Genomic DNA, 25304 nt, shown 5'->3' with positions numbered 1-25304 from the left:
AGCGCATCGTGCCGTTGTCGCCGAGCACGACATCGGCGCCGGCACCCGTGGTGATGGTGTCGGTGCCCGAACCGCCGAGCACGACGTTGTCGCCGTCGCCGACCTCGATCCGGTCGTTGCCGGCGCCCGTGGCATCGGCGGAGACGAAGACCACGCGTATGCCGGCCTCGAACTCGGCGTAGCCGCCGTCGCCGATCACCGCGTCATTGCCGCCGAGCGCCGTCACGACGTCGCTGCCGGCCCCGGCAATGACCACGTTGTCGCCGGCTCCGACATCGATCGCGTCGTTGCCGCTAAGGCCAAGGTCGAAGCTCTCGGCGCGCTTGACGCGGCCCTGCGCATCGAAGGTGGCGCGGCCGTCGTCGCCGAGCACGATGTCCGCGCCCGTACCCGTGGTGACGGTGTCGCTGCCCGAGCCGCCGAGCACGACGTTGTCACCATCGCCGGCCTCGATCCGGTCGTTGCCGCCGTCATTGGTCTCCGTCGAGGCCACCTCGACGCGGATACCGGCTGCGAACAGAGCGTAGCCCTGGTCGCCGATGACGATGTCGCCGCCGCCCAGCGCGGTGATGATGTCGGCGCCGGTGCCGCCGATGACGAGGTTGTCGCCGCCGCCGACCATGATCTCATCGTTGCCGCCGAAGCCGGCATCGAAGCTCTCGGCGCGGATCATGCCACCGGTCGCGTCGAAGGTGACGTGGCCGTTATCGCCGAACACGATGTCGGCGTCGGTGTCGGCCTGGCCGGCATCGATCGTATCGCCGCCGAGGCCGCCGAGCACGAGATCAGCACCGGCTCCGGTGGTGATCGTGTCGGAAGCGCCGCCGATCCGGTCGCTGGTGATCTCCAGACGGATTCCGCCTGCAAAGCGGATCGTGCCGTTGTCGCCCAGCACGACATCGGCGCCCGTGCCGGTCGTGATGATGTCGGTGCCCGAACCGCCGAGCACGACGTTGTCGCCGTCGCCAGTCTCGATCCGGTCATTGCCGGCGCCGGTGGCATCGGCGGAGACGAAGGTCACGCGTATGCCGGCCTCGAACTCGGCGTAGCCGCCATCGCCGATCACCGCGTCGTTGCCGCCGAGCGCGGTGACGACGTCGTTGCCGGCTCCGGCGATGACCACGTTGTCGCCGGCCCCGACATCGATCGTGTCGTTGCCGCCAAAGCCGAGGTCGAAGCTCTCGGCGCGCTTGACGCGGCCGCTGGTCTCGAAGGTGGCACGGCCGTCATCGCCAAGCACCACGTCGTTGCCGCCGAGCGCCGTGATCCGGTCGGCACCGGTGCCGCCGACGACGATGTTGTCGCCGCCGCCGACGTCGATGCTGTCGTCGTCACCGAGGCCGAAATCCAGGCTCTCGGCGCGCTTCACCCGGCCGTGGCCGTCGAAGGTGACATGGCCGTTATCGCCGAAGACGATGTCGGCCTCGGCGTCGTTCTGGCCCGCATCGATCGTGTCGGCGCCCAGGCCGCCGAGGACGAGGTCTGCACCGGCGCCGGTGGTGATGGTGTCGCCTGCGCCGCCGTCACGGCCGCTGGTGAGTTCGAGGCGGATTCCGCCTGAGAAGGTCACGCTGCCGTTGTCGCCCAGCACGACGTCGGCACCCGAGCCCGTGGTGATGGTGTCGGAGCCCGCGCCGCCGAGGACGATGTTGTTGCCGGAGCCGGCCTCGATGCTGTCGTCGCCACCGCTGGTCGGATCGGTGCTTTGGGCGAGCTTGACGCGACCCAGTTCGTCGAAGGTGATGTGGCCGTTGTCACCGAAGACGATGTCGTCGTCGGCATCGTCCTTGCCGGCATCGATCGCATCGCCACCCTGGCCGCCGACCACGAGGTCGGAGCCGGCACCGGTCCGGATCGTGTCGCGTGCGCCACCGGCCGGATCGCTCTTGGCCTCCAGGCGGATTCCGCCTGTGAAGGTCACGAAGCCGTTGTCGCCCAGGACCACATCCGCGCCCGCGCCGGCGATGATGGTGTCGGAGCCCGCGCCGCCGATGACGATGTTGTTGCCGCCACCGACATCGATGCTGTCGTCGCCGCCACCGGTCGGATCGGTGGCCTCCGCGCGGATCACACGACCCTGCGCGTCAAAGGTAATGTGACCGCTGTCGCCGATGACGATGTCGTCGTCCGCGTCGGCTTGGCCGGCATCGATCGTGTCGCCGCCGAGGCCGCCGATGACGAGGTCAGCGCCGGCACCGGTGACGATGCGATCGCGCGCGCCGCCCGACAGGTCGCTCTTGGCCTCGAAGCGGATTCCGCCTGCGAAGCTCACGCTGCCATTGTCGCCCAGCACGATATCCGTGCCGGCGCCCGTGGTGATCGTGTCCGCGCCCGCGCCGCCGAGGATCAGGTTGGCGCCTGCGCCCGCCTGGATCTCGTCGTCGCCGCCGAGGGTCGGGTCGAGGGTCTCGGCGAGCGCGACGCGGCCGAGGGCATCGAAGGTGATGTGGCCGTTATCGCCGAAGACGATGTCGGCGTCCGTATCGTCCTTGCCGGCATCGATCGTGTCGCTGCCGAGGCCGCCGATGACGAGGTCCGCCCCCGCGCCGGTGACGATGGTGTCACGGCCGCCACCGCCGACGCGCTCGCTGAGCGCCTCGCGAAGGACGCCGTCCACGAAGTCGACGGCGCCGTTGTCGCCGAAGACGAGGTCGGCGCCGATGCCGGTGGTGATGGTGTCGCTGCCCGAGCCGCCGAGCACGACGTTGTCGCCGTCGCCCGCGCGGATGATGTCGTCGCCCGCCACGCTCTCGTTCTTGGTCGAGACGCGCACGAGCGTGCCCTGCGCGAAGGTCGCCGCGCCGTCGTCGCCGAGGATGATGTCGAGCCCGGCCCCCGTGGTGATGTCGTCAGCGCCGACACCGCCGAACACCACGTTGTCGCCCTCGCCCGCCACGATGGCGTCGCCGCCGCCGAAGGTGGATTCCATCGTCTCGATCGAGACCAGGATCCCGTTCAGGAACACGGCGCTGCCGTTGTCGCCGAGGATCACGTCCGCGCCCGATCCGGTCTGGATCGTGTCGGCCCCGACGCCGCCGATGACGACGCTGCCGCCATCGCCGAGGGTGATCTCGTCGCGCGCGCCCGCCGTGGCGGCGGTGGTCGCCGCCTGGAGCACGCGGCCCTGCGCGTCGAAGGTCGCCCCACCGTTGTCGCCGAGCACTGTGCTGCGGCCGTTGCCGGCCGAGATGACGTCGCTGCCCGAGCCGCCGAGGATCACGGCCACGCCGTCGCCGACGGTAATCGTGTCGTCACCGCCGACGTTGTCGTAGGTCGTTTCGACCCCAATCGGCAGGCCGGCGGTCGTGAGCCGGGCGCGCCCGGCATCGCCGAGGATGACGTTGGTGCCAGTGCCGAGCTTCACGCCGTTGCGGAGTCCCGCGGTGATGCTGTCGCCGCCGGCGCCGCCGACGACGGTGTTGCGGCCGCTGCCGAGGACGATCGTGTCCTTGTCACCGACCTCGGGGCTGATGCTCGCGATCTCGACGATGATGCCGGCCTCGAAATCAGCCTGACCGCTGTCGCCGAGCACGACGTTGTTGCCGTCGCCGATGGTGATCGTGTCGCGGCCCGTGCCGCCGAGCACGACGTTGTTGCCGTCCCCGATGGTGATCGTGTCGTCACCGCCGATCGCGGTGTCGAAGGAGAGCGCGCGCTGGATCAGGCCGAGGGCATCGAAGGTGACGATGCCGTTGTCGCCCAGGATGACCGCGCCCTTGTCGCCGCCCTTGATCGTGTCGCCGCCCATGCCGCCGAGCACGACGTTGTTGCCCGCGCCGAAGGTGATCGTGTCGCTGCCGCCGATGGAGGGCGCCGTGGTGGCGATGCGCGCCAGCACGCTGGTGGTGACCCCGTTCGTCACCGTCACGGTGAAGTCGGCCTCGCCGCTGTCACCGAGGATGACGTGGTTGCCCGCGCCGGTGGTGATGGTGTCGCCGCCCGCACCGCCGATGATGCGAGAGGCGCCATCCTCGGCCATGATGATGTCGGCGCCGCCGACCTCGGGCGTGATCGACTCGATGCGCTGGGCGCGGCCGTTGCGGAACACCGCCTTGCCGCTGTCGCCCAGGATCACGTGGTTGCCCGCGCCGACCTTGATCGTGTCCGCGCCCGCACCGCCGAGGATCGTGGTGTCGCCCTCGGTCGCCTCGATCGTGTCGTTGCCGCCGATCTCGGTCGCGGTCGAGGTCACCGTCGCGATGATGCCATCGACGAAGGTGGCCGARCCGCTGTCGCCGAGCACGACCTGCGTGCCCTTGCCGAGCGTGATTCGGTCCGCGCCGGCACCACCGATCACGGTGACGTTGCCGTCCTTGGCGGTGACGGTGTCGTCGCCGCCGATGGCCGGATCGATGGTCTCGATCGAGACCAGCGCGCCGGCGCTGAAGCGGGCCTTGCCGCTGTCGCCGAGGATGACGTGGTTGCCCGCGCCGACATCGATCGCATCGGCACCCGCACCGCCGATGATGGTGGTGTCGCCGTCGGCCGCCGTGATCGTGTCGTTGCCGCCGATCTCGGTCGCGATCGCGGTAATGTCCTGGATCTTGCCGTTCGCGAAGGTGGCCGAGCCACTGTCGCCGAGCACGACCTGCGTGCCCTTGCCGAGCGTGATCCGGTCCGCACCCGCCCCACCGAGTGCGGTGACGTTGCCGTCCCTGGCGGTGATGACGTCGTTGCCGCCGATGGCCGGATCGATGCTCTCGATCGAGGCAAGCGCGCCCGCGGCGAACACGGCCTTGCCGTTGTCGCCGAGGATGACGTGGTTGCCCGCGCCGACATCGATCGTGTCGGCACCCGCGCCGCCGATGATCGTGGTGTCGCCGTCAGACGCGGTGATCGTGTCGCCGCCACCGATCGCGGTCGCCACCGAGGTGATGGTCGCGATCTTGCCGTTCGCGAAGGTGGCCGAGCCGCTATCGCCGAGCACGACCTGCGTGCCCTTGCCGAGGGTGATCCGGTCGGCGCCCGCGCCGCCGATCACCGTGGCGCTGCCGTCCTTGGCCGAGACGATGTCGTTGTCGCCGATCTCGGGATCGACGCTCTCGATCGAGACCAGCGCACCTGCGGTGAACACGGCCTTGCCGTTGTCGCCGAGGATGACGTGGTTGCCCGCACCGACCTCGATCGCGTCGGCGCCCGCGCCACCGATGATCGTGGTGTCGCCGTCGGACGCGGTGATCGTGTCGCCGCCGCCGATCGCGGTCGCCAGCGACGTGATGGTCGCGATCGTGCCGTTCGCGAAGGTGGCCGAGCCGCTGTCGCCGAGCACGACCTGCGTGCCCTTGCCCAGGGTAATCTTGTCCGCGCCGGCGCCGCCGATGACGGTGACGTTGCCGTCGCCGGTCTCGATGATGTCGTCGTCGCCGACGGCCGCCTCGTCGTCCGTGGTCTTGATGCTGGTCAGGACCGGGACCGGGACGGTCACGCCGTTGATGATCCGCGTGCCCGGGACGAAGCGCGCCTCGCCGGTATCGCCGAGGATCACATGCGTGCCCTTGCCGACGGCGATGCCGTCCTTGCCGGCGCCGCCGATGATGGTGGTGTCGCCGTCGCTCGCCTTGATCGTGTCGGCGTCGCCGGTCGCCCCGGCAAGGCTGCACAGGCTGGTCAACACGCCGCTGTCGAACACCGCCTCGCCGTTGTCGCCGAGGATGACGTGGTTGCCCGCGCCCGCATTGATGGTGTCGGCCCCGAAACCGCCGATGACGATGTTGTTGCCGTCGGTCGCGGTGATCCGGTCGCCGCCGCCGATGCCGGTGAAGGTCGAGACGATCCGGCTGACGACGTGGGTGCCCTCGAGCGCGATGCCCGCAATGGCCGAGCCGTCCTGGTAGATCTGGCCGTGATCGCCGACGACGACGTTGTCGCCGCTTTTGGCGTCGATCGTGTCGGTGCCCGCCGCCCGCGGCTGATTGATGAAGGGATCGGCGATCGTCACGATGCGCCGGACGTCGTCGAGGTCGAGGCTGGAATCGCCGAGGATGATGTCCGCGGCCGCACCACCGGTGATCGTGTCGTTGCCGGTGCCGCCGGCGATGATGTTGCGTCCCTGGCCGCCGGTGATCGTGTCGGTTCCGGCGCCACCGTCGATGATGACGAGGCCGGTCGCGCCCGAGGCATCGATGATGTCGTTGAGGCTGACGATGGTGTTGTCGCGATCGAGAGTTCCCTCGTCGCGGAAGCCGTAGCCGCGGCCGGTCTGCTTCTCGAAGGTGGAGTCGTAGCGGCTGCCATCGGCGGTGGTGTCGCCGAACAGGGCGAGCGTCCCCTGCGAGCCGGTCACCGTGATCGTGTCGGCGCCGCCGCCGCCATGGATCGCGGTGAGGGTGCCGATGGCGGTGCCGGTCACCGTGACGGTGTCGGCGCCGGAGCCGAGCAGCAGCTCGACCGAGCGCATGCCGCTATAGGTCACGCCGCCCTCGATGGTGCGGGCGTTGCCGCTCGTGTTCGGCCTGACGACATTCGTCGACATGCCGAAGCCGCCGATATGCGTGGCGCTCACCGTGCCGGAGACGCCCGCCGTGGTGGAGTCGTTGTAGAGCGTGACCTTGTCGAAGTCGGGCAGCCCGTCATCGACGATCGCGCGTCCGACGAGGGGGTTGTTCTCGCCCGGCAGGACGACGGCCAGGGTCAGCGAACGGCTGTCGGGGCCGACGCCGCCCTCGAGGACCAGCGGTCCCTCGATGCCGCTGAGCTCGTGCGGCTGACGCGAGAAGGTCTTGAGGTCCGAGGTCGTCCGCGCACCGTTGGGATCGCGCGCCACGGTGACCCGAACGGCCTGGTCCCAATCCGCCGCGGTGAAGGTGATGGTGGCCGGGTTGGTGCCGTTGGCCGCCTTGAACCGGCTATCCCCGCTCGACGTGATCGTCTGGCCGTCACCGGCCAGCGTGATCGTCACCGGCGCCTTCGGCTGCATGGTCAGGACGACGTCGTAGAAGGAGGTCTGGCTGGGCGTCACCACGACGCCGCCCTCCTTCGGGGTTACCACCACGCCGGCGGTGTTGCCGTCGGTCACCTGCACGCGCACCATCGGCTTGCCGACGAGCGCCGATTTGAAGAAGCCCTCCGTCGCCGTGCCGTTCATGGTGCTGGTGACGGTGTGGGTGATCTCCGCGACGAAGCGGTTCTCGGGCTTCAGGTCGGCCGGGGAGGAGACCAGCACCTTTTGCGGCTGGTCCCAGTTGGCCGCGGTGAAGATGAGATAGGCCTGGCCGTTGCCGTCCCGCGGCAACGGGGTGCCGTTGCCGTCGGTGAAGGCGATTTCCGTGCTCGACACGCCGAGCGTGACGCGCACTTCCTCGCCTGCGAGCGGGGCGTTGTTGAGGACGACGGTGTAGTCGTCCTTGTTCTGGGGCTTGTTGCCGTTGCCCTCAATGACCGAGGTCGCGCCGCCGCTCTCGACGATGATCAGACCCGGCTTGTCGTCGTCGATGACCTTGACCAGCGTGGTGCGGACGGAGGTGCCGTTCACCTCCGCATGGGAACTGATCACCGCGTGGCCGATCGCCACGTTCTGGTCGCCCTCCAGCGCCGTATCCGACTTGGCACGGACGAAGATGGTCCGCTCGGCGCTCCAGACGAAGCTGTTGCTGGCATTGTCGAAGAAGGTCGTGAAGCGCAGCGTCAGCGCATCCGCCCACGTAACGCCGTCCGTCGAGATCTCGACGGTGCCCGCATTGCCGCCCAGGGCGCGCATCTGCGCCGAGGATTGCGCGGCCGAGACGGTAACCACGGCCCAGTCGCTGACGCCCAGCGGCGCCGTCTTCGGGGCGGGCGGTGCGATCTTGTAGGTGCCGACGCTCAGCGCCGGAACGTTGGAATCCTCGCGCAGGGTCAGCCCGACGCCGTCGCTGACGGCGCCGGCATCGGCCGCCGAGACCGAGGCGTTGATGCCCGGCACGAACAGGCCGTTGAAGGCCGGGTCGGTGCTGGAGATCGTGTGGTTGATGACCGCGGAGTTGCCCTTGGCGTCGCGCGCGACGACCTCGCCGCTGACGTCGCCGGCGACGTGGAAGGTGTCGCTGCCCAGGCCGCCGATCAGCGTGGTGACGACGCCCGCCGGCGTGGAGAGCACGTAGAAGGTGTCGTCGCCCTCCAGGCCGTCGACCTCGACCGCCTGAATGTTGGTGAAGCGGATCGAAAGCCCGGCACCGAAGATGCCGTCGCGCGTCACGACGAAGGTGTCGGCGAACTCGGTACCGAGCGCGACGATCTTATTGAAGCCGGAGCCGCCATCGATGTCGAGCGGCGCGTTGATGTTGTACTCGATCCGGTCGTTACCGGCGCCGGCATTGAGCTTGATCTTGTTCTCGGACAGCGTGCCGAAGGCGCGGACGATGAAGACGTCGTCGCCATCCTCGCCCTCGAGGCGCAGGTCCGCCTTGTTCGAGTAGACCTGGAACATGTCGTCGCCGACGCCGCCGTAGATCACCGTCGGGATCGAGATGCCGCGGGACAGGTAGCCGCCGAAGGACAGCTTCGTCGTCTCGAACGCGTCCTCCACGAGCAGCCCGTTGGGGACGTCGCGCGGCGTCGCGAAGACCTGGCCGACCTGGAAGACGTCGTTGCCCTCGCCGCCGTCGACGGTCATCAGCGCGGCGTTGTCGTCCATCGCGAAGCGGTCGGCGCCCTTGCCGCCTTCGACGATGACGCGCCCGTTGATGCTCATGTCATAGTTGATCCGCTCCACCACGGCGTTCACCGGGTAGGTGCCGTCGGCGTTCGGATGGACGAGCGCGACGAAGTTCCGGCGCATCAGGAACTGGTCGGCGGCATCGGTGCCGAGGATCGTCAGGGTGTCGATGCCCCGGTCGGCATCGCCGGAATCCGTGACGTTGATGCGGTAGGACGAGGCGCCGGCGAGTTGGATGCGGATCGTGTCCGTGTCCTGGCCGCCGTCGATGTCGAGCGTGTCGGTGGTGCCGTTGGTCTTGCTGGTGAGCGAGGGCAGGCTATCGACGTTGATCACGTCCGCGCCGTCTTCACCCAAGACCTGTGTGTAGCCCGCGATCTCGCTGACCGCGAGGTCGAGCCGGTCGTCGCCCGAACCGAGCCGGATGGCCGTGGTCCCGGCGCGGACCCGCCCGCGCAGGGCGAACTGGTCCCGACCGCCGAGGCTGGTCAGCGCCAAGCTCGAGGTGGCGATCGTGGTGCCGAGCAGCGTCAGGGCGTTGTCGCCCGCGCCGAGATTCACATCGATGGTCTTGGCCGTGATCGTCGCGGTCCGAAGCGGCGTCGTGCCGTCGAGCGCCGCATCGATCACCGTGTCGTTGCCCGAGCCCGAAACCAGGCTGACGCTGTCCACGGCCGCGAGCGTGCCGGCGAGCGCGACTTCGTTGGCCCCGTCGCCGAGCGTGATCGCGATGGTGCCCGCCGTCAGGTCGAGCGCATCCGTGACCGTCTGAGCGACCTTGCGGTGATCGCTGACGATGTCGAGGCCCGAACCGGTGGCGAGACGGAAGGCGGCGGCGATGCGGTAAGTGCCGGCAAGGGTGACCGTATTGTCACCGTCGCCGAGATCGATCGCGAGCGACGTCGCCTCGACGCTGGCCTTGTCCACCACGCCATTCACGACGCGCAGGTCGGTCAGCGTGTCGGTGCCGCCCGCGGCGGTGATCGTGACGTCGTCGGTGACCCGGTAACTGCCGGTCAAGGTCAACGCGTTGGTGCCGGCGCCGGCGCCGACGCTCATCGACTTCGCCGTGTAGCTGCCCTGCAGGTCGATGACGTCGTCGCCCGCGCCGGTCGTGATCGTGATCGCGCCGGACGGGGTCACGTACCCGCCCGAGAGCCGCAGGGTGTTGCTGCCGCCCCCCAGATTGATCGAGAGCGAGCCGGCCGCGACATCGGCCCGGCTCATCGCGCCACCGACCAAGCGGGAATCCAGCAGCGTGTCGCTGCCCGAGCCGGCGCGGATCGCGAAGGTGTTTCCGATCCGGTAGGTGCCGGTCAGGATGATGTCGTTCTGGCCGTCACCCGCATCGATCTCCATCGAGCCGGCGGTGTAGCGGCCCTGAAGATCGATGATGTCGCGGCCCGTGCCGGTGCGGATCGTGAGCGCGCCGGCCATCGTGTAGACGCCCGCCGCGGTCAGGCTGTTGCCGCCGCCGGCGAGGTCGATCGCCAGCGAGTCGAGCGTGTAGCCGCCGTCGAGCGTCACGACATCCTGGCCCGCGCCGCCGGTGATGCTCATCGCGCCGGTGGACATGGTGTTCGTGTCCGCGAACGTGATCGTGTTGTCGCCGTTACCGGCGAGCAGGCTGATGAAGCCGCCGCGCGTGAGCGCCCCTTCCGAGATCCGGATGAGCGTGATCACCTCGTTGGGATCGTTCGGGTTGCTCGCGCTGACGGTAATGGTGCGCTCGCCGGTCAGGAACGCGCCGTCGAGGCGGTAGGTGCCGCCCAGGCTGCTGCCCTGGATCGTGATCGTGCGGCCGACGAAGGTGCCCTTCAGATCGATGGCGGCAGCGGCCTCGTCGGAGGGCACGACGATGTCGTTGCCGTTGACGTCCTTCACCACCTTGAAGTCGGCCTTCAGGACGATGTCGCCCTTGGCCTTCACCACCGCGCCCGCCTCGACGGTGAGGTTGTCGCCGGCAGCGAGGGTCACCGAGCCCTCGGTCGAGAAGATCGTGACGCCGGATTGCACGAGCAGGAGGTCGTCGCCCCGGGTCGTATCTTCGCCCGAGAACACGTTGATGGACTTCTTCGAGATCAGGTCGGTGCTGATCGTGACGGGGCTCGACGTGCGCACATTGATCGTGCCGCCCGCCTGGATGCCGGTCTTGGCTCCCACGGTGACGCCGCCCACGCGCAGTCCGCCGACATTCCACAGCCAGACGTCGTCGCCGGCCGTGGCTTCGATGCCGCCATAGGTGTCGCCGGTCGCGGTCTTCAGCTTGGCGATGATGCGCTTCGTCGCCGTGCCGATGCTGCCCGAGGCGATCAGCTTGGCTTGGCCGGAGATGAGGTTCGAGCTGCCGCCGTTGCTGTCGTTGTAATCGGTCGATCCGTTCAGGATGCTGCCGGAGGTGGCCGTGAGGATGGCAACGCGGTTGTCGGCGGCCCCGATGCTGGCGAGGTAGACGTCGCCGCTGGTCTCGACGACGCCGATGTTGCCGCGCCCGGCCGAGAGCGTGACCCGACCGGTCGTCGTGCCGCCGACATTGCTGTCGAACTCGAACGCGTCGGTGCCGGAGCCGATGCCGTCGCGCGCCGTGAGGACGATGGAGCGGCCGCTGACATTGGCCCGTCCGCTGCCAACGGTATCGGGCGCCGAGTCGATGTCGCGTGGGTTCGTCAGGTCGCCGCCGTCGAGGATCGAGGCTTGCGCACTCAGGATCACGTCACCCGTCGTGGTGATCGCCACCACCCGCAGGTCGGTCGCCGTCTCGGTCAACGCGATGGTACCCGTGGCGCTCGCCCGGACGGTGCCGGTGAGCTTCACCTCGATCGCGTCGGCGCCCACATGGGGGGTGTTGGCGTTCGGTCCGGCTTGGCCGATCGCACCCGCCGCCCTCAGGGTGAGGTTGCGTGCCGAGATCTTGGTGTTGTCGTTCCCGATGCCGTCGAGGATGCTGCCCAGGTCTGCGGTGAGGAAGATATCCTTGTCGCTGAAGGCGGATTCCAGCTTCAGGTCGCCCGCGCGGGCGGTGAGGTAGATGTTCTCCGCGCTGCGGACCGCCAGGGTGCCCGTCAGCTCGACGCCGATTGCCTTCTGAGCGCTGCCGACGGCACCCCGGCCGCCTTCGAGGATGGTGTCGCCGCCGCGGACATTCGTGTCGGTGTCGCCGCGGCCGTTGATGAGGCCGTTGTCGCCCTTGAGGCGGATTTCCTTGCCCGTCGTGGAGGTGATGAGGCCCAATGTCGCCGATGACGACGTGGTGATGAAGATCTGGCCGCCCGCGCTCACGTCGAGCGTCCCCGCGGTTTCGAGCACCAGCGCCTGGCGCTTCTGGATCAGGAGCTGGGTGACGAGGTTGAACGGATTCCCGGTATCCTTGGCCGATTGGAACACGACGAGGTTGCGGCCGGTCTCGGCCGTCGGCGCGAGCTTGTTCGCGTCGAGATTGCTCGTGTCGAGGACGAGGGTCGCTTTGCCCGCCTTCGCGATCTCGTAATAGGTCGCGGCTCCGGTCGCATTGGCGGTCGTGACGCCGAAGGCGCCGGCAAGCCCGATCCGCAGGCCCGGCTTGAACCCGTCCGTCAGGAAGCTGGCGTCCCGGTCGGACAGGGCGCGGTTGACGACGGAGACGCCGCCGGTGGCCGCCGTCGCGCGCACGCCGACCTCGACGCTGGCCGCGAGCCGGCCGTTCAGGCCGCCCGTGGTGTCGAAGAGCTGGCCGGCCTCGAGGCGGATCACCCCGCCCGCGATCGCCGCGATCCTGAACACGTTGGTGGCGATCGCCGTGGTGTTCGTGGTGTCTCCGGCGATGAAGAGCGTGTCGCCGACGGTGTAGAGAGAGGTGTCCCAGGTGCCGCTCGCGAGCGTCACCATGCCCTGGTTCGTCGCGGTGTCGTTGCTGAAGCTCAGCTCGACGCTGGTCGGGGCGGCCTTGAGGCGGTCGACGGACATCGTCGCCGAAGCGCGCGGGGCCTCGTTGCCCACCGCGACGCTGGCGCCGAAGGTGACGTTGCGGGCGATCCCTTCCTGGAAGGTCTTGGCGCCGGTGAATTCGACGGTGATCACCGTATCCGTGACGGACACGATCTTGAAGTAGGCCCTCGTCTCGGCGGTGGCGTTCTGCGTCAGGCCGCCGATGAACAGCGTGGCATCGATGACGTTGCCGTCCTTGATGAAGGCGGTGAGGTCCCAGCGGTCGCCATCCACCCGGGTAACGGTCCCGGTCGGGCCGTTATTGGCGAAGATGACGTTGGCGGTGATCGGCGCCTTGGTGAGGAACACGAGGTCGCTGCGCTCGGCGGCGGCCAGATCGACCTGCTGGTCGGTCGTCAGGGGCCGCGCGTTCGGGCCGACCGCGATCAGGGTGGTGCCGCTGGTCGAGCCGACATTGTCGGCCGTGACGAGCTTGATCGAGCGACCCTTGATGATCGCGCTCTGGATGTCGACGACGGTGGTGGGCACCTCCTTGAGCAGGCCCTGGCCGACCGCGCTCAGCAGTTCCTCTTCCGTCCAGCGCTTGATGCTGTCGTCGATGTGCTTGGCGGTCGCCTTGTCGACGAAGAAGGCTGGATTGTCCTGCTTCTGGCCCGTCAGGGCATTGGTGCCGTCGGAGGCCGGCAGGCTGTTGAAGAAGGCGTGGAGTGCCCGGTATTGGGCCGTGAGCGCCGCTCCGCGCCCATCCTGGGCCGCCTGGCGGGCGGAGGCGATGGCCGGCGACGCGGTGGCCTGGGTTTCGATAATAGCCTGGGCGCGGGCCGTGCTCACCGCATCGATCAGCGCCTGCCCCGTGAGACGCGGCGCGAAGGACGCGTTGTAGATGCTCGGATCGAGTTGCTGGTTGCGGTAGCTCCAATAGGTCTCGTAGCGGGCCTTGTCCTGATCGGACATGGCCTCCGTCAGCGACGCGTCGTAGGCACCGCCGAGGCTGCCGAAATCGGCGTGGAGCCCCGCGTAATCCGCCTTGAGCGCGGTCTCGGCCCCCACGACTTTCTTGGCGGTTTCCGCCTGCAGGAACATCTCGCCGAGGGTCTGGAACTTGGCTTGGTCGGCAAACTGCACCGCGAGCGCGATCCGCTCGGCACCGGCGATCCGCACGATGCCGCCGGCATCGGCATTCGACTTGTGGACACTGTAGATCTGGTAGGCGGCGCCGAGCTTCGGCAGGTAATGGTCACCGAAGCCGGAATAGAGCGCGTTGAGCTTCGCGTACTCTGCCGTGCGCGCGTCGAGCGTGAGCTTGATCTTGGCGGCGACGTAGCTGTCCTTCGCCGCGCCGCTCAGCGCCGTGCCGGTGGCATCGGTGCTGTAGAGGCTGGTCAGGTCGGCGATCTCGGCACTCGTCAGCGTGAGCGCGCCGTTCACCAGCGAGCCGCGCAGCGTCCAGTACAGGTTGTACTGCGTCGTGAAGCCGTTCTGATCGCCCTTGGCGATCCCTGAGAACAGTGCCGTCAGCTTGGCGAAGTCGTCCGCGCGGGCTTCCTGGACCGCCTTGATCTGAGCGTCGATGTAGCTGTCCTTGGCGGCTCCAGAGAGGCCGCTTCCGGTTGCATCGCTGCCGAACTGCGCGCGCAGCCCGTCGCGTTCGGCCGTCGTCAGCGTCATCGCCCCGTTGACGCGGCTCGCCTTCAGCGCCTCGTAACGCGCATAGGCCGTGTCGTAGTCGATCGTCCCCGCCGTGAAGCTGGCGAAGGTCAGCGCGAGGTTGCGGTAGTCGATCGTTCGGGACGCCTCGACCTGCTGGATCTGATCGATGACATAGGCGGTGAGCGCAGTGCTTCCGAAGATGGCGTTCAGCCGGGTGGAGTCGGTCGCCGCCGTGCTGGCGAAGATCGCGTTCAGCTTGGTATACTCGGCCGCGCGCGCATCGAGCGTCGCCTGGATCTTGGCCGCAACGTAGCTGTCCTTGGCCGTGCCGCTCAGCACAACGCCGGTGGCATCGGTGCCGAACGTGAGGGTCAGGTCGGTGATCTCGGCGCTCGTCAGGGCGGGCACGCCGTTCACCAGCGAGCCGTGCAGCGTCAGGTAGAGGTTGTACTGGGCTGTGAAGGTGCCCTGGTCACCCTTGGCAACGCCTGAGAACAGCGCCGAGAGCCGCGCGAACTCGTCCGCACGCGCTTCTTGGACCGCCTTGATCTGAGCGTCGATGTAGCTGTCCTTGGCGGCTCCGGAGAGGCCGCTTCCGGTCGTATCGCCGCCGAACTGCGCGCGCAACGCGTCGCGCTCGGCACTCGTCAGCGTCATTGCGCCGTTGACACGGCTCGCCTTCAGCACCTCGTACCGCGTGTAGGCAGTCTCGTAGTTGGAGAGCGCCTTGAACGCCTCGTCCGCCAACCGCGCGTCGCGCGCCTCCGCCTCGATCGCGGTCTCGTAGAGCCCCCGGATCTCGGCCTCGCTGAGACGCGTGTTGCCGCGCTCGCTCTCGATCTGCGCGATCTGTGCGGTGACGCGGGCGATCAGCGCGTCGCCGGAGATCGGCGCCGCATGCGTCGCCGCCTGGATCTTGGCCAGAGAAGCCGCCGTCGCCGTGACGATGGTGCTCGCGTCGAAGGCGCTGCCGCTCGGCTGCGTCCCGCGGATGGCCCAGTAGGTCCCGTAATCGCTGGCGAGATCGGCGTGATAGACGTCGCCGTACTGACCGTATTGCAGGTGGAGCGCTCGGTACTGCGCGGTACGGCTCTGCTCGATCGCCGCGACGGCCTTGCTGACGTAGTTGGTCAGGGCGCTGCCGGTGAGTCCCTTGCTCGTCGCTTCTTTCCGGTAGAGGTCTTCGTAGTACTGCAACTCGCCGGTCTTGGCGCTGAGCTTCACCTCGAAGCTCGCATCATAGACGGCAGGATTCGTCTGCTGGTTCCGGTAGGACCAATAGGCGTTGTAGTCGCGTTCACGTGCGCTCTCGAAGGCGCTGAGCGTCTCCTTGAACTTGCGGTTCGCATCGTCGGTCGTGAGAGCGAGATCCTTCCAGACGCCGCCGATCAGGTCGGCCGCCTTGCGCTCGTCGCGCACAACCACGTCGTTCACGTTGAGCAGGCTGCCGCTGCGGACCTGCACGACGACGTCGCCGCCGGCGGTGAGGCTGTTGAGGAGCAGATTGCCCGAGGTCTGGCGGACCGACACGTTGCCGCCGGCCAGGATATCGACCCGGTCGCGCTGCGTCTGGCCGCCGTTGAGGTTCAGGATCGCGCTGCCGGTCACGTCGCCGGAACCGATATCGCCGGACGTGGCGACCAGGGTGATCACGCCGCCGCTGATCGAGCCGGCCTTGCCGCCCGCCACGGCGATGCCGGAGGCGGAAACGAGCGTGACGTCGCCGCCGCTCGCGGTGACGGAGTCGATCTGCAGGGCCGGCAGGCCGGCGTTCTCGATATAGACCGATCCCGCCGCCGAAGCGGTCAGGACGATCGGGGCGGTATAGGTCCGCTTGCCGTCCTTGTCGGTGCTGAACACACCATCGACCCGCAGCGCCTGCGCGCCGGCCGTCGGGACGGCGCCCGTACCCTTGGCGTCCGTGCCGAGGACGGCCGTGCCCGTGCCGATGCTGCCCGACCGCGAGGTGAGGCTGACCGTGGCGGCGGAAATCGTTGCCGTCTCGTTCAATTGCTCGATCGAGCCGCCGGCGTTGATCGTCACCTTGCCCGAGGCGTTGACGATCCCGTCCCTGATCAGGATCTTTCCGCTACCGGTCGAGGTGATGCTGATGTCACCGCGATCGGAGCCGTAGAACGAGATCAGGATCGGACGGTCGGCTTCGATATTGGCCGTTGCCGTCGTCTCTCGGAGCTGCTCGCGCGTCCACTCGGTGTAGTAGGTCTTCTTGCCGTACCAAGTGCTTTCCTGCCAGGAATCTGTAATCTTCGGCGCACTGTATCCTGAAAGATTGATGGTCGAGGGATTGTTGATCGTCGGGAATGTGTAAGCAGCATTGTTGCTGACATCGAGATAGTAGAACGTTCCCGACTCGAGCATCCTCACGCCACCGGTGGCGACCTCCTTGAAGCCCTGGATCGTAGCCGGATCCTTCGCCAGCGCGTCGATGCCCGCCCAGGACGACGTTCCCGTCACGGTCTCCTCATACTTGGTCGAGGTCTGGCCGACCGCGTAGGCGTAGCGCCAGCCGTCCTTCGGCGTGTAGGTCGCGCTGCGACCGGTATCGGTTCGGTCCGGTCGATCCGCGACCGTGGTGGAGGTCGTGTTCGTATCCTTGTAGATCGTGCGGACGGTCGTCGAGACGGCGTCCTGCCCGGATGCGTTCTTCGTCGATTGATAGATCGTCGTCCGATAGCGAACGCTGTCGCTGGCATAGGACAGGTCGTTCAGAACCACACTGCCGGCGCCGCGGCTGCTGTTGTCGAGCTTCTGGATGACGATGTCGTAGTTCGAGTTATTTTCGATGGTGATGTTGGAATAGCCGGCGAGTGCCTCGATCCGGCCGGTGCCGTTACCGGTATTCAGAATGTTGCCGGTGATCGAGACGGAACCGCCGAAGGTTACGAGCTCGTGGACGATGAGCCGCCCCTTGCTCCCGTAGGTCGTATCAAGTTCGACCGTGAACAGTCCCGCCTTCGAGAGGCTTGCAATGGTCATGTACGGCGCGGTCTTGTTCGCGAAGGCCGCTTCGATCTCACGGATCGCAGCCGCGTCGACGACGATCTTGTATTCCGAGACACCGCTGCGGATCAGGCCGTTGATGTTGACGTATTGCGCGTTGATCGAAATCTGGTTGGCTTGAAGATTGGGCTCGCCCGACTTCACCGACAAGCGTGCGACGATCGCATCGACGCTGGACGCCGAGAAGCCGTCGTTGACGAAGGCGCCCTTCACCTGCGCATAGGGTGAGCCCGCGGCCTCCCAGACGGACTTGTCGTTGACCGAACCGGGTCCACCGACCGTCGCGGAGCCGACGGCCTTGGACTTGTTCTCCTTGACGAGGATGCGCGCGCCCGGATCGACGAAGAGGTCGCCCTGGCTGGACGCGGTGAGGATGGCGTTCGGCGCGGTGATCGCACCGGCGATGATCAGCGCACCGGCCGGGATCGTGTGGCCGTTGAGGCCGGTGGCGACTCCCTGGTTGTTGCTGATGGTGATGATGCTGGCGGGTGCGTTGCTGAAGCTGCCACCCGAGGCGATCGCGGAGAACGCGACTTGGCCCGGCGTGTAGCCGTCCTCCGCCGCATTCTGCGCATTGATCTCGTTGATCTTCTTCTTCGCATCGGCCTCGCCCGCCAGCGAAACCTTGATCCCGTTATAGGTCAGGCCGCCGGAAGATTCCGGCATGGTGATGCCGCCGATGCGCAGCGAGGCGGTCGAGTTGTTCTGGATCTCGACGCTGCCCTTCTCCTTCGCCTGGAAGGCGCCGGTGCCGCTGAGGTCGTCCGCGAAGACGGCGATGCGGCCGGCACCGGCGGTGAAGGCACCGACGGTGATGACCTGGACCTGCTGGCGGACGGCGCCGACGCCGGCAACGGTCTTGCCGTCGGCCTCATAGAAGATCTCGGCGAGCCCCTGGGACTTGAGGATACCGGCGATGCGCAGGATCTCGCTGTTGTAGAAGGCCTGCAGCCCGGCATCGCGCTGATAATTCCGCTTGTTAGCCATCGCCTCGTTCAGGGCCTCGATCAGGCCCGAGCGGAGCAGTTCGGAGCCCATGGCGATGGTGATCGGCAGCCTGGGCGCCGTCAGGAGGGCCGTCGCGCCCCCGGTATCCTGGCTCAGAGTGAAGGTCTTCGGCGTCGTGCCGTCCGTCACGAAGTTGCCGTCCGCCCCGATGGCCTGGCCGCCGAGGTAGATCGTGCCCGTCAGGATGGTTTTGCCGGCCGCGCTGCCCGTGACGTAGGTATGGCCGTTCGCGGTAAAGGTCGTCGGCGTCCCGGCCTGGCTGCTCAGTTGATCCAGAACGATCTTGATGTCGCTGATGATGCCGGTGCGAACCGTGCCGTCCATGATGACGCGCCCGATCGACGAGGTTTTCGCATCACCCGACTGCACCGCTTGCGGGTTGCCGCCCAGCAGGCTGTCGATCGCTCCGGCCAGTTCGGTGGTCCAGTTCGTCCCCTTCGCCTTGGCATCGGCGCCGGCCATGCCGAACCAGTTGGTGTCGAACACGGCGTCTCCGCCGGTCTCCAGCAGGGCACCGGACTGAACCGTGACGGTGTTGGCCTGCTTCAGGTCGATGTTGGCGCTGATCGATTGGATCGGGATCGCGCTGCCGGCGAAAGTGTCCGTCCGCGCGGAGAGATCGTAGGGATCGTCGCGCGTGTCGGCTTGCTTGCCGGCGGCCAGGGTCAGGTTGCCGTAGGCCTTGGCTTTGACGCCCGTGCCGATCGTGACGGCATTGTTCGGCCGCAGCGTGATGTCGGTGCCGCCGGTGGCGACGGTGGCCGCGCCGTTGGTCTCGCTGTTCGCGATGATCGCGGCGGCTACCCGCGTGTTGGCGTTGGCGGTGATGTTGCCGAGCGTCAGGATCTCGACCCGGTCGCCGACGGTGATCGTGGCATCGAGCCCGGCGCCGTTCCGGCCCGAGAGCGAGGCGCTGGCACCCGCGCCGGCGAGCGCGCCGGCGGTCTTCAGCACGACCTTGTCGGTGACGTTGACGTCGTTGAGCGCCGAGAGCGTGACGTTGCCGTAGGCACCGACGAAGCGCGTGGTTTCGAGCTTGGCTTCGTTGCCGATCGTCACGGCTGTGGACAGGCCGAGTTCGGTCCGGCTGAGCGCCCCGGCGCCGGTGATAAAGCCGCCCGTGCTGCCGTCGATATTCGCGCCCGACAGGAGCGGCTTCAGCGCGGCGTTCCGCGCATTGGCCGTGATGTCGTAGGCGAGGATCTCGGCCTTGTCGCCGATCGCGGCCGTCGCGCCGTGGGTGACGGTGTTGGTGGACAGGGCGCCGCTGCCGGCGAGGGCACCGTAGCTGTTGGTGATGATCTGCCCGTTGGTCGTCGTGGTGTGGTCGGCGTTCAGGAAGAACAGGCCGCTGCCCGAGCGGCCGGTGATCAGATCGACCTTGGCACCGGCGCCCAGCGTCGCGGTGGTGCTGCCGCCCGTCTTCGTGGCGGTGACGGCAGCGGCGCCCGAGGCGAGGCCGTAGGAGCCGGCGGTGGCAACAGCCAGGTTGTCGTCGGCCCCGGTCGCCGTGAGCGAGAACGAACCGGCGCGGATCCTGTCCACGGTCGTGACATTGGCCGCGGTCTGCGTGGCGGATTCCGCCAGCGAGACCGTCGCACCCGTCGCCACGAGGCCGGCGCTGGCGCTGTTGGCGTTCGAGCGCTGCTGCGTCGCGCTCGTCGCGGCGAGCGACACCGCCCGCGCCACGTTCAGAACCGTCCCGGTACCGAAGGTGGCGGTGATGCTGCTGGAATTGGTCGCCTCGGTCACCGTCGAGTTGATGCCGATCAACCCGCCGACCGCACCGGTCGCCTCGGCTTGGGCCGTCGGGTTCGCGCCGCGGGCAAGGGTTGCCAACACCGTCACCGTGTTGGCGGTGAGGCTGGTCGTCTCGGTGGAGGCCCAGACGGTCGCGGCCACGTTGGTGAGCGCGGTCGAGGCGCCGACCGCGGCGGTGCCGGCATTGATGCCGGTCGCCTTAGCATAGGCGGACGGCGTCGCGATCGCGGTGACGAAGACGTCGTCGGCCGCGATCGTGCTGTTCTCGAGCTTGGCCTCGACCGACGGCTTCACCTCGACCTTGGCGACCGATCCACCGGCCGCCAGCGCCAGCAGGCCGCCGGCCACGGAGATGCCAAGCACCTGCGAATCGACCGAGGTCGTATCGCTGGCCTGAACGGAAACGTCGCCAGCGGCGGTGACCTTGCTGTTGAAGATGCCGGCAAGCGTCTTGCTGGTGACGGTGTCGCCGGTGCCGGCGCCGCCACCGGCGACGGCCACGCCGAAGGGCGAGGCGTTCGCGGCCATGGACCCGGCGCGGGAGCGGCTCGTCAGGCTCGCATTCTCACTGGCGGTGACGTTGACCGCACCGCTGACCGCGAGTCCGTTCGCGCCGCCGAGATTCTTGATGGCGGCCGTGACGCTGTTGGCGATCGCGTTGTCCGCCGCCGCAACGGCGAGGGAGAAGGACGCGCCACCGAAGACGCCGAAGGCGGCCGCGACCGAGGCCGCGCCGGTCTCGACGGAGAGGGTGGAGCTGTCGCGCGCCGCGACCGTCACGGCGCCCGCCGTGATCTTGTCGCCCGCGCCATCGCCGTTGATCGTGGCGCTGATCAGCGCGCCGATCCGGTTATGGGCACCGGCGCCCGCGCCGGCGGCGCTGAGGGCGACGGCACCCCCGGAGATGGCAACGGCTCCGGCCGCGACATGGGCCCGGATCGTCTGGCCGGAATCGGCCGTGACGGAGAGCGTGCCGCCTGCCTCGATCGTGGTGTCCTTCGACAGGGCCTCGATGGCCATGTCGGCCGAGGTGGTTGTCTTGTCCTCGCGGTTGACCTTCTGCGTGATCGCGCTGCCGATGAGGTTGACGGCCACACCGGTGCCGATGCTGGCCCCGACCGCGACGCCGCCAATGCTGACGCCCGCCGCGAGCGCGGCGACCTCGGCCTCGATCCGGCTGTTGTTGGCGGCCGTGACCGCAACCGCGCCGGCCGGGTTATCGGCTGTCTTAAGCCGGGCATTGGTGACCTGCGCGCGGGTCACGCCGCCGATCATGTTGGTCGCGACGGCACCGCCGCCCGCCACGGAGACGGCCACGCCGCCGCCGGACAGCGCCACGGCGGCCGCGGCGACGCGGGCGCGGATGCTCGCGCCTTCGACGGCGCTCGTGGCGGGGTCGTCGGCCGGAACTTGCGCGGAGACCCGGATCGCGCCCGTGCGCGTCGTCACGGAGGCGCCGTCGATCCCAGCGGTAACGGCGTTGTTGATCACGTTCAGGGCTGTGGCGACACTGATCGCGGGTGCGACGCCGACAACGCCGCCAGCGGCCGCGACGGCGGCGGCGCCGACATCGACGCTGATGGCGGACCGGTTGGTGGCGAGCACCGTCACGTCGGCGGCGCTCACGCTCGTCGCGGCGCCGGTGATCGCCGCGTTCGTGGCGAAGCTGATCGCGTTGCCCGAATAGCTGCCGGAGCCGGCGACACCGACGGCCACCGCGGCGCCCGTGACGACGACCGAGGCGGCTGCGACGGTCGCGTCGATGGTGCCCGCCGAGGTCGCCGTCACCGAGACGGTGCCCTGCGCACTCGCATCCGTATCGGCGATGAGCGCCTCGACCTTGGCGCCGCCGTCGGAATCGAGGGACGGCTGGTCGAGCCGCTGGCCTGCGGAATCGACGGTCTTCCATTGGCCGATGATGTTCTGCGCGCCGGAAAGGCCGATCGCCACCGGAACGCTGGCGATCCCCGCGCCGCCGCCACCGGCGGACAGGGCAACCACCGTGGCCTTGATATCCTGGCTGCTCATCGCGGCCACGCGCAGGCCCGCGCCGCTCGTCACCTTGTTGAGCACCGTCTGCCCGGCGGCCTTCTCGATCGCCGCGCGGGTGCTCGTGGTGATGATGTTGAGCGCGCCGGCACCGCCGCCGGCGACCTGCACGTTGGCGATGCCGGCCCCGCCGACGCTGACGGAGGCTGCGGTCGCGATCGCCTCGATCGTGCCGGCGCTCTCGGCCAGGACCGAGAGGTCGCCGGAGGTCGTGGTGACACCGGTATCTGCGTTGCGGATCACCGCCTCGACGACGTTGCCGATGGTGTTGTTGGCCTGCGAGACCGAGACGGTAACGCCGACGCTGGCCACGCCCGCGCCGCTGCCGGCGATGCCCGACGAGCCGACGATGGCCGTGATCTTGGAGGTATCCTTCGCCGCGAGCGCGATCTGCGACGCGCGGATACCGGAGGTGCCGTCGCCGTCGATGACGGCGCGGGTTGCGACCCCGATGAGGTTGGTCGAGCCGACACCCGCCCCCGCGACGCTGATGCCCGCCGCGCCGCCGCCCTGGATCGACGCCGAGACCGCTGCGACGGCCGACCGGATCGTCTGGTTCGAGGTTGCGGTGACGTCGAGCGCACTGTCTGAATCGACGCTCGAATTGCTGAGATAGGCCTGGATCGGCGCGGTGCTCTTGAGCGCGACGTCGCGCTTGTCGCCGGTGCGTGCGATGTCCCAGTTGCCGATCCGGTTCTCGGCCCCGCCGACGCCGACCGAGACACCGACACCGGCCGCACCGCCGCCACCGGCCGCCGCCGCCGCCGCGGTGATCAGGGCCTGGATGTCGGAGGTGGAATCCGCCGTCACCGCCGACTTGCCGCCCCGCACGATCAGCTTGCTGTCGGCGACGAAGGCGCTGGTTGCCATCGTGATGACGTTCAGCGCGCCCGCGCCGCCGCCGCTCACCGAAACGCCCGCCGCGCCGCCGCCGCCGATCGAGACGGCCGCGGCCGCCGAGGCCGCGCGGATGCGTGCGCCGTTGCGCGCGCCGACCGAGACACCGCCGTTGCGTGTGGCTAGTCCGGCATCGACATTCGCGATCGAGGCCTGGATTCCACCCGCGATGTTGTTGATGGCCAGGGCGAAGCCGACGGCCACGCCGACACCCGCCGCGCCGCCGCCCGCGCCGGAGAGCGAGGCCGCTCCCGTGACCGCCGAGATCTCGGCCGTGTTCGCGGCGGAGACCGTGACGCTGCCGGCCTTGATTCCGGCGCCCGCGCCGGTCCCGTCACCATCGATCGTGGCCGAGGTCACCACGCCGATCGCGTTGGCCGTGACCGAACCGGCCGCGCTCCCCGAGACGCCGGCGGCACCACCGCCCTGGATCGCGGCAGCGGCTGCGATCACCGTCGCAGAAATCTTCTGGCTCGCCGTCGCCTGAACCGTGAGGGCCGCGGCGATGTCGAGGATCGAGTTCTTCACCGCGGCCTCGACGGCCACGGCACCCTGGTCGTTGAGCGTGTCCTTCCGGTCCGCATCCGCACCCGTGCTCAGCCACTCGCCGATCCGGTTCTCGGCGCCGCTGACGCCGAGGGCGACGCCGATGCCGGCCGCACCGCCACCGCCGCCGGAGGCGGCGAGCGACGAGATGATCGCCGTGATCTCGGAGGATCCGGTCGCGGTCACCGTCAGGCCACCGCTGCCCGCGGCGGTGATCCGGCTGGCATCCACCGTGGCGTTCACCGAGCCGAGGATGCGGTTCGAGGCGAAGGCGCCGCCGCCGGAGACGCCGATGCCGGCCGAGCCGCCGCCCGCGAGGCTGATCGCCGCCGCCGCCGCCGCCGCGGAGATGCGGCCCGCCCGCGTGGCGCTGACCGCGACGCCGGCCGCGCCGGTCGTGCGCAGCAGCGTGTCGGCGTTGACGATCTTCGCCTCGACGGTGCCGGCGATGCTGTTGAGCGCGAGCGTGAAGCCGACCGCGACCGAGACACCGGCGGCCCCGCCGCCGGATCCCGCGAGTGAAGCGGAGCCGGCAAAGGCGTCGATCGTGGAATTATCCGCCGCGCGCACCGTGACGCTGCCGGCCTCGATGCCCGTCGCCCCGTCACCGTCGATGACGGCACGGGTCGCGATCGCGATCGCGTTGGTGACCGTGACGCCGGCCGCCGAGACGCCGACGCCGACCGAACCGCCACCGCCGATCGAGGCCGCCGCAGCGGCGACCTGGGCCTTGATGGTTTGCGCGGCGGTGGCCCCGACGGTGAGCGCACCGCTGGTCCTGACGCTGCTGCCGCTCAGGACGGCCTCGACGACGGAGGTCTGGTTGGCCGCCGCCGTCTCGACGCGGTCGCGCCCCTTGCCGGACGAGGTCCAGTCGCCGATCCGGTTCGCCGCCACCGATGCACCGATGGCGACGCCGACACCGGCCGTGCCACCTCCGGCGGCCGCCACCGACGCCGCCGCCACGAGGGCGGAGATGGTCGAGTTGGCGGCGGCGGTGACGGTGACGCTGCCGCTCTGGCTGATCGGGCTCGAGGTCACGGCGGCGCGGGTGACCGGCCGGATGGAATTGAAGGCGAGCGCGCCGCCGCCCGCGACGGCGATGCCGGCGGTACCGCCGCCACCGATGCTGACGGCCGCCGCCGCCGTGATGGTCTCGATTTCGGCCCGGCTGAGGGCATCGACCAGAACCGCTCCGGTGCCGGCATTGATGCCGTCCGTGACGTTGCCGATGCCAGCCTTGACGGCCGCGTCGATGGTGTTGAGCGCCAGGGCGAAGCCGATCGAGACCGCGACCCCGTTCGTGCCGCCGAAGGCCGCGCTGACGGCGGCGGAGAGGGCGGCGGCCTTGATCTTGGAGGTATCGGCGGCCTTCACCGAGACGGCGCCAGCCTGGATCGCATTGCTCCCGACGGTGCTGTTCGCGGCACCGTTGCCCTCGATGAAGGCCTGCGTGGTCACACCGATGGCGTTGACGACGGTGGTGGCGCCGCCGCTAACGCCGACGGCGTTCGAACCGGCCCCGGCGAGGCCGGCCGACAGAGCGGCAATGGCGGCATTGATCTCGTTCTTCGACGTCGCCTCGACGCTCAGCGCGCCCTTCGCAGTGACGCCGACACGGGTCAGCGACGCCTCGACCACGGTGCCGCCCTTGTCGTTCAGGGCGTAGCTGGTCGTGGCATCGCTGCCGGACTTGGACCAGAGACCGATGCGGTTCTCGGCGATGGCCGCGCCGATGCCGACGGCGACGGCGTTGCTGCCGCCCACGCCCGCCGCCAGGGAGGCGGCCACGATCGCTGCGTTGATCCGAGCGGAG

General features: G+C 68.9%; 1 protein-coding gene (running past both ends of the window). It reads right to left on the bottom strand.

Every position in this 25304-nt window falls within one protein-coding gene, locus ASF53_RS26110, for an LEPR-XLL domain-containing protein (protein WP_056192506.1), read on the bottom strand. The gene is 42627 nt long; 3257 of those nucleotides lie to the left of the window and 14066 to its right, leaving coding positions 14067-39370 in view (codon 4689, partial, through codon 13124, partial); reading right to left, the first codon wholly in view occupies positions 25301-25303. The start codon and the stop codon both lie outside this window.

Origin of the sequence: Methylobacterium sp. Leaf123, from assembly GCF_001423405.1 — a bacterium.
In the GTDB taxonomy this organism is placed as follows: Bacteria; Pseudomonadota; Alphaproteobacteria; order Rhizobiales; family Beijerinckiaceae; genus Methylobacterium.
The sequence above is the reverse complement of the archived record's forward strand: the minus strand, read 5'-3'. Positions and strand labels throughout refer to the sequence as shown.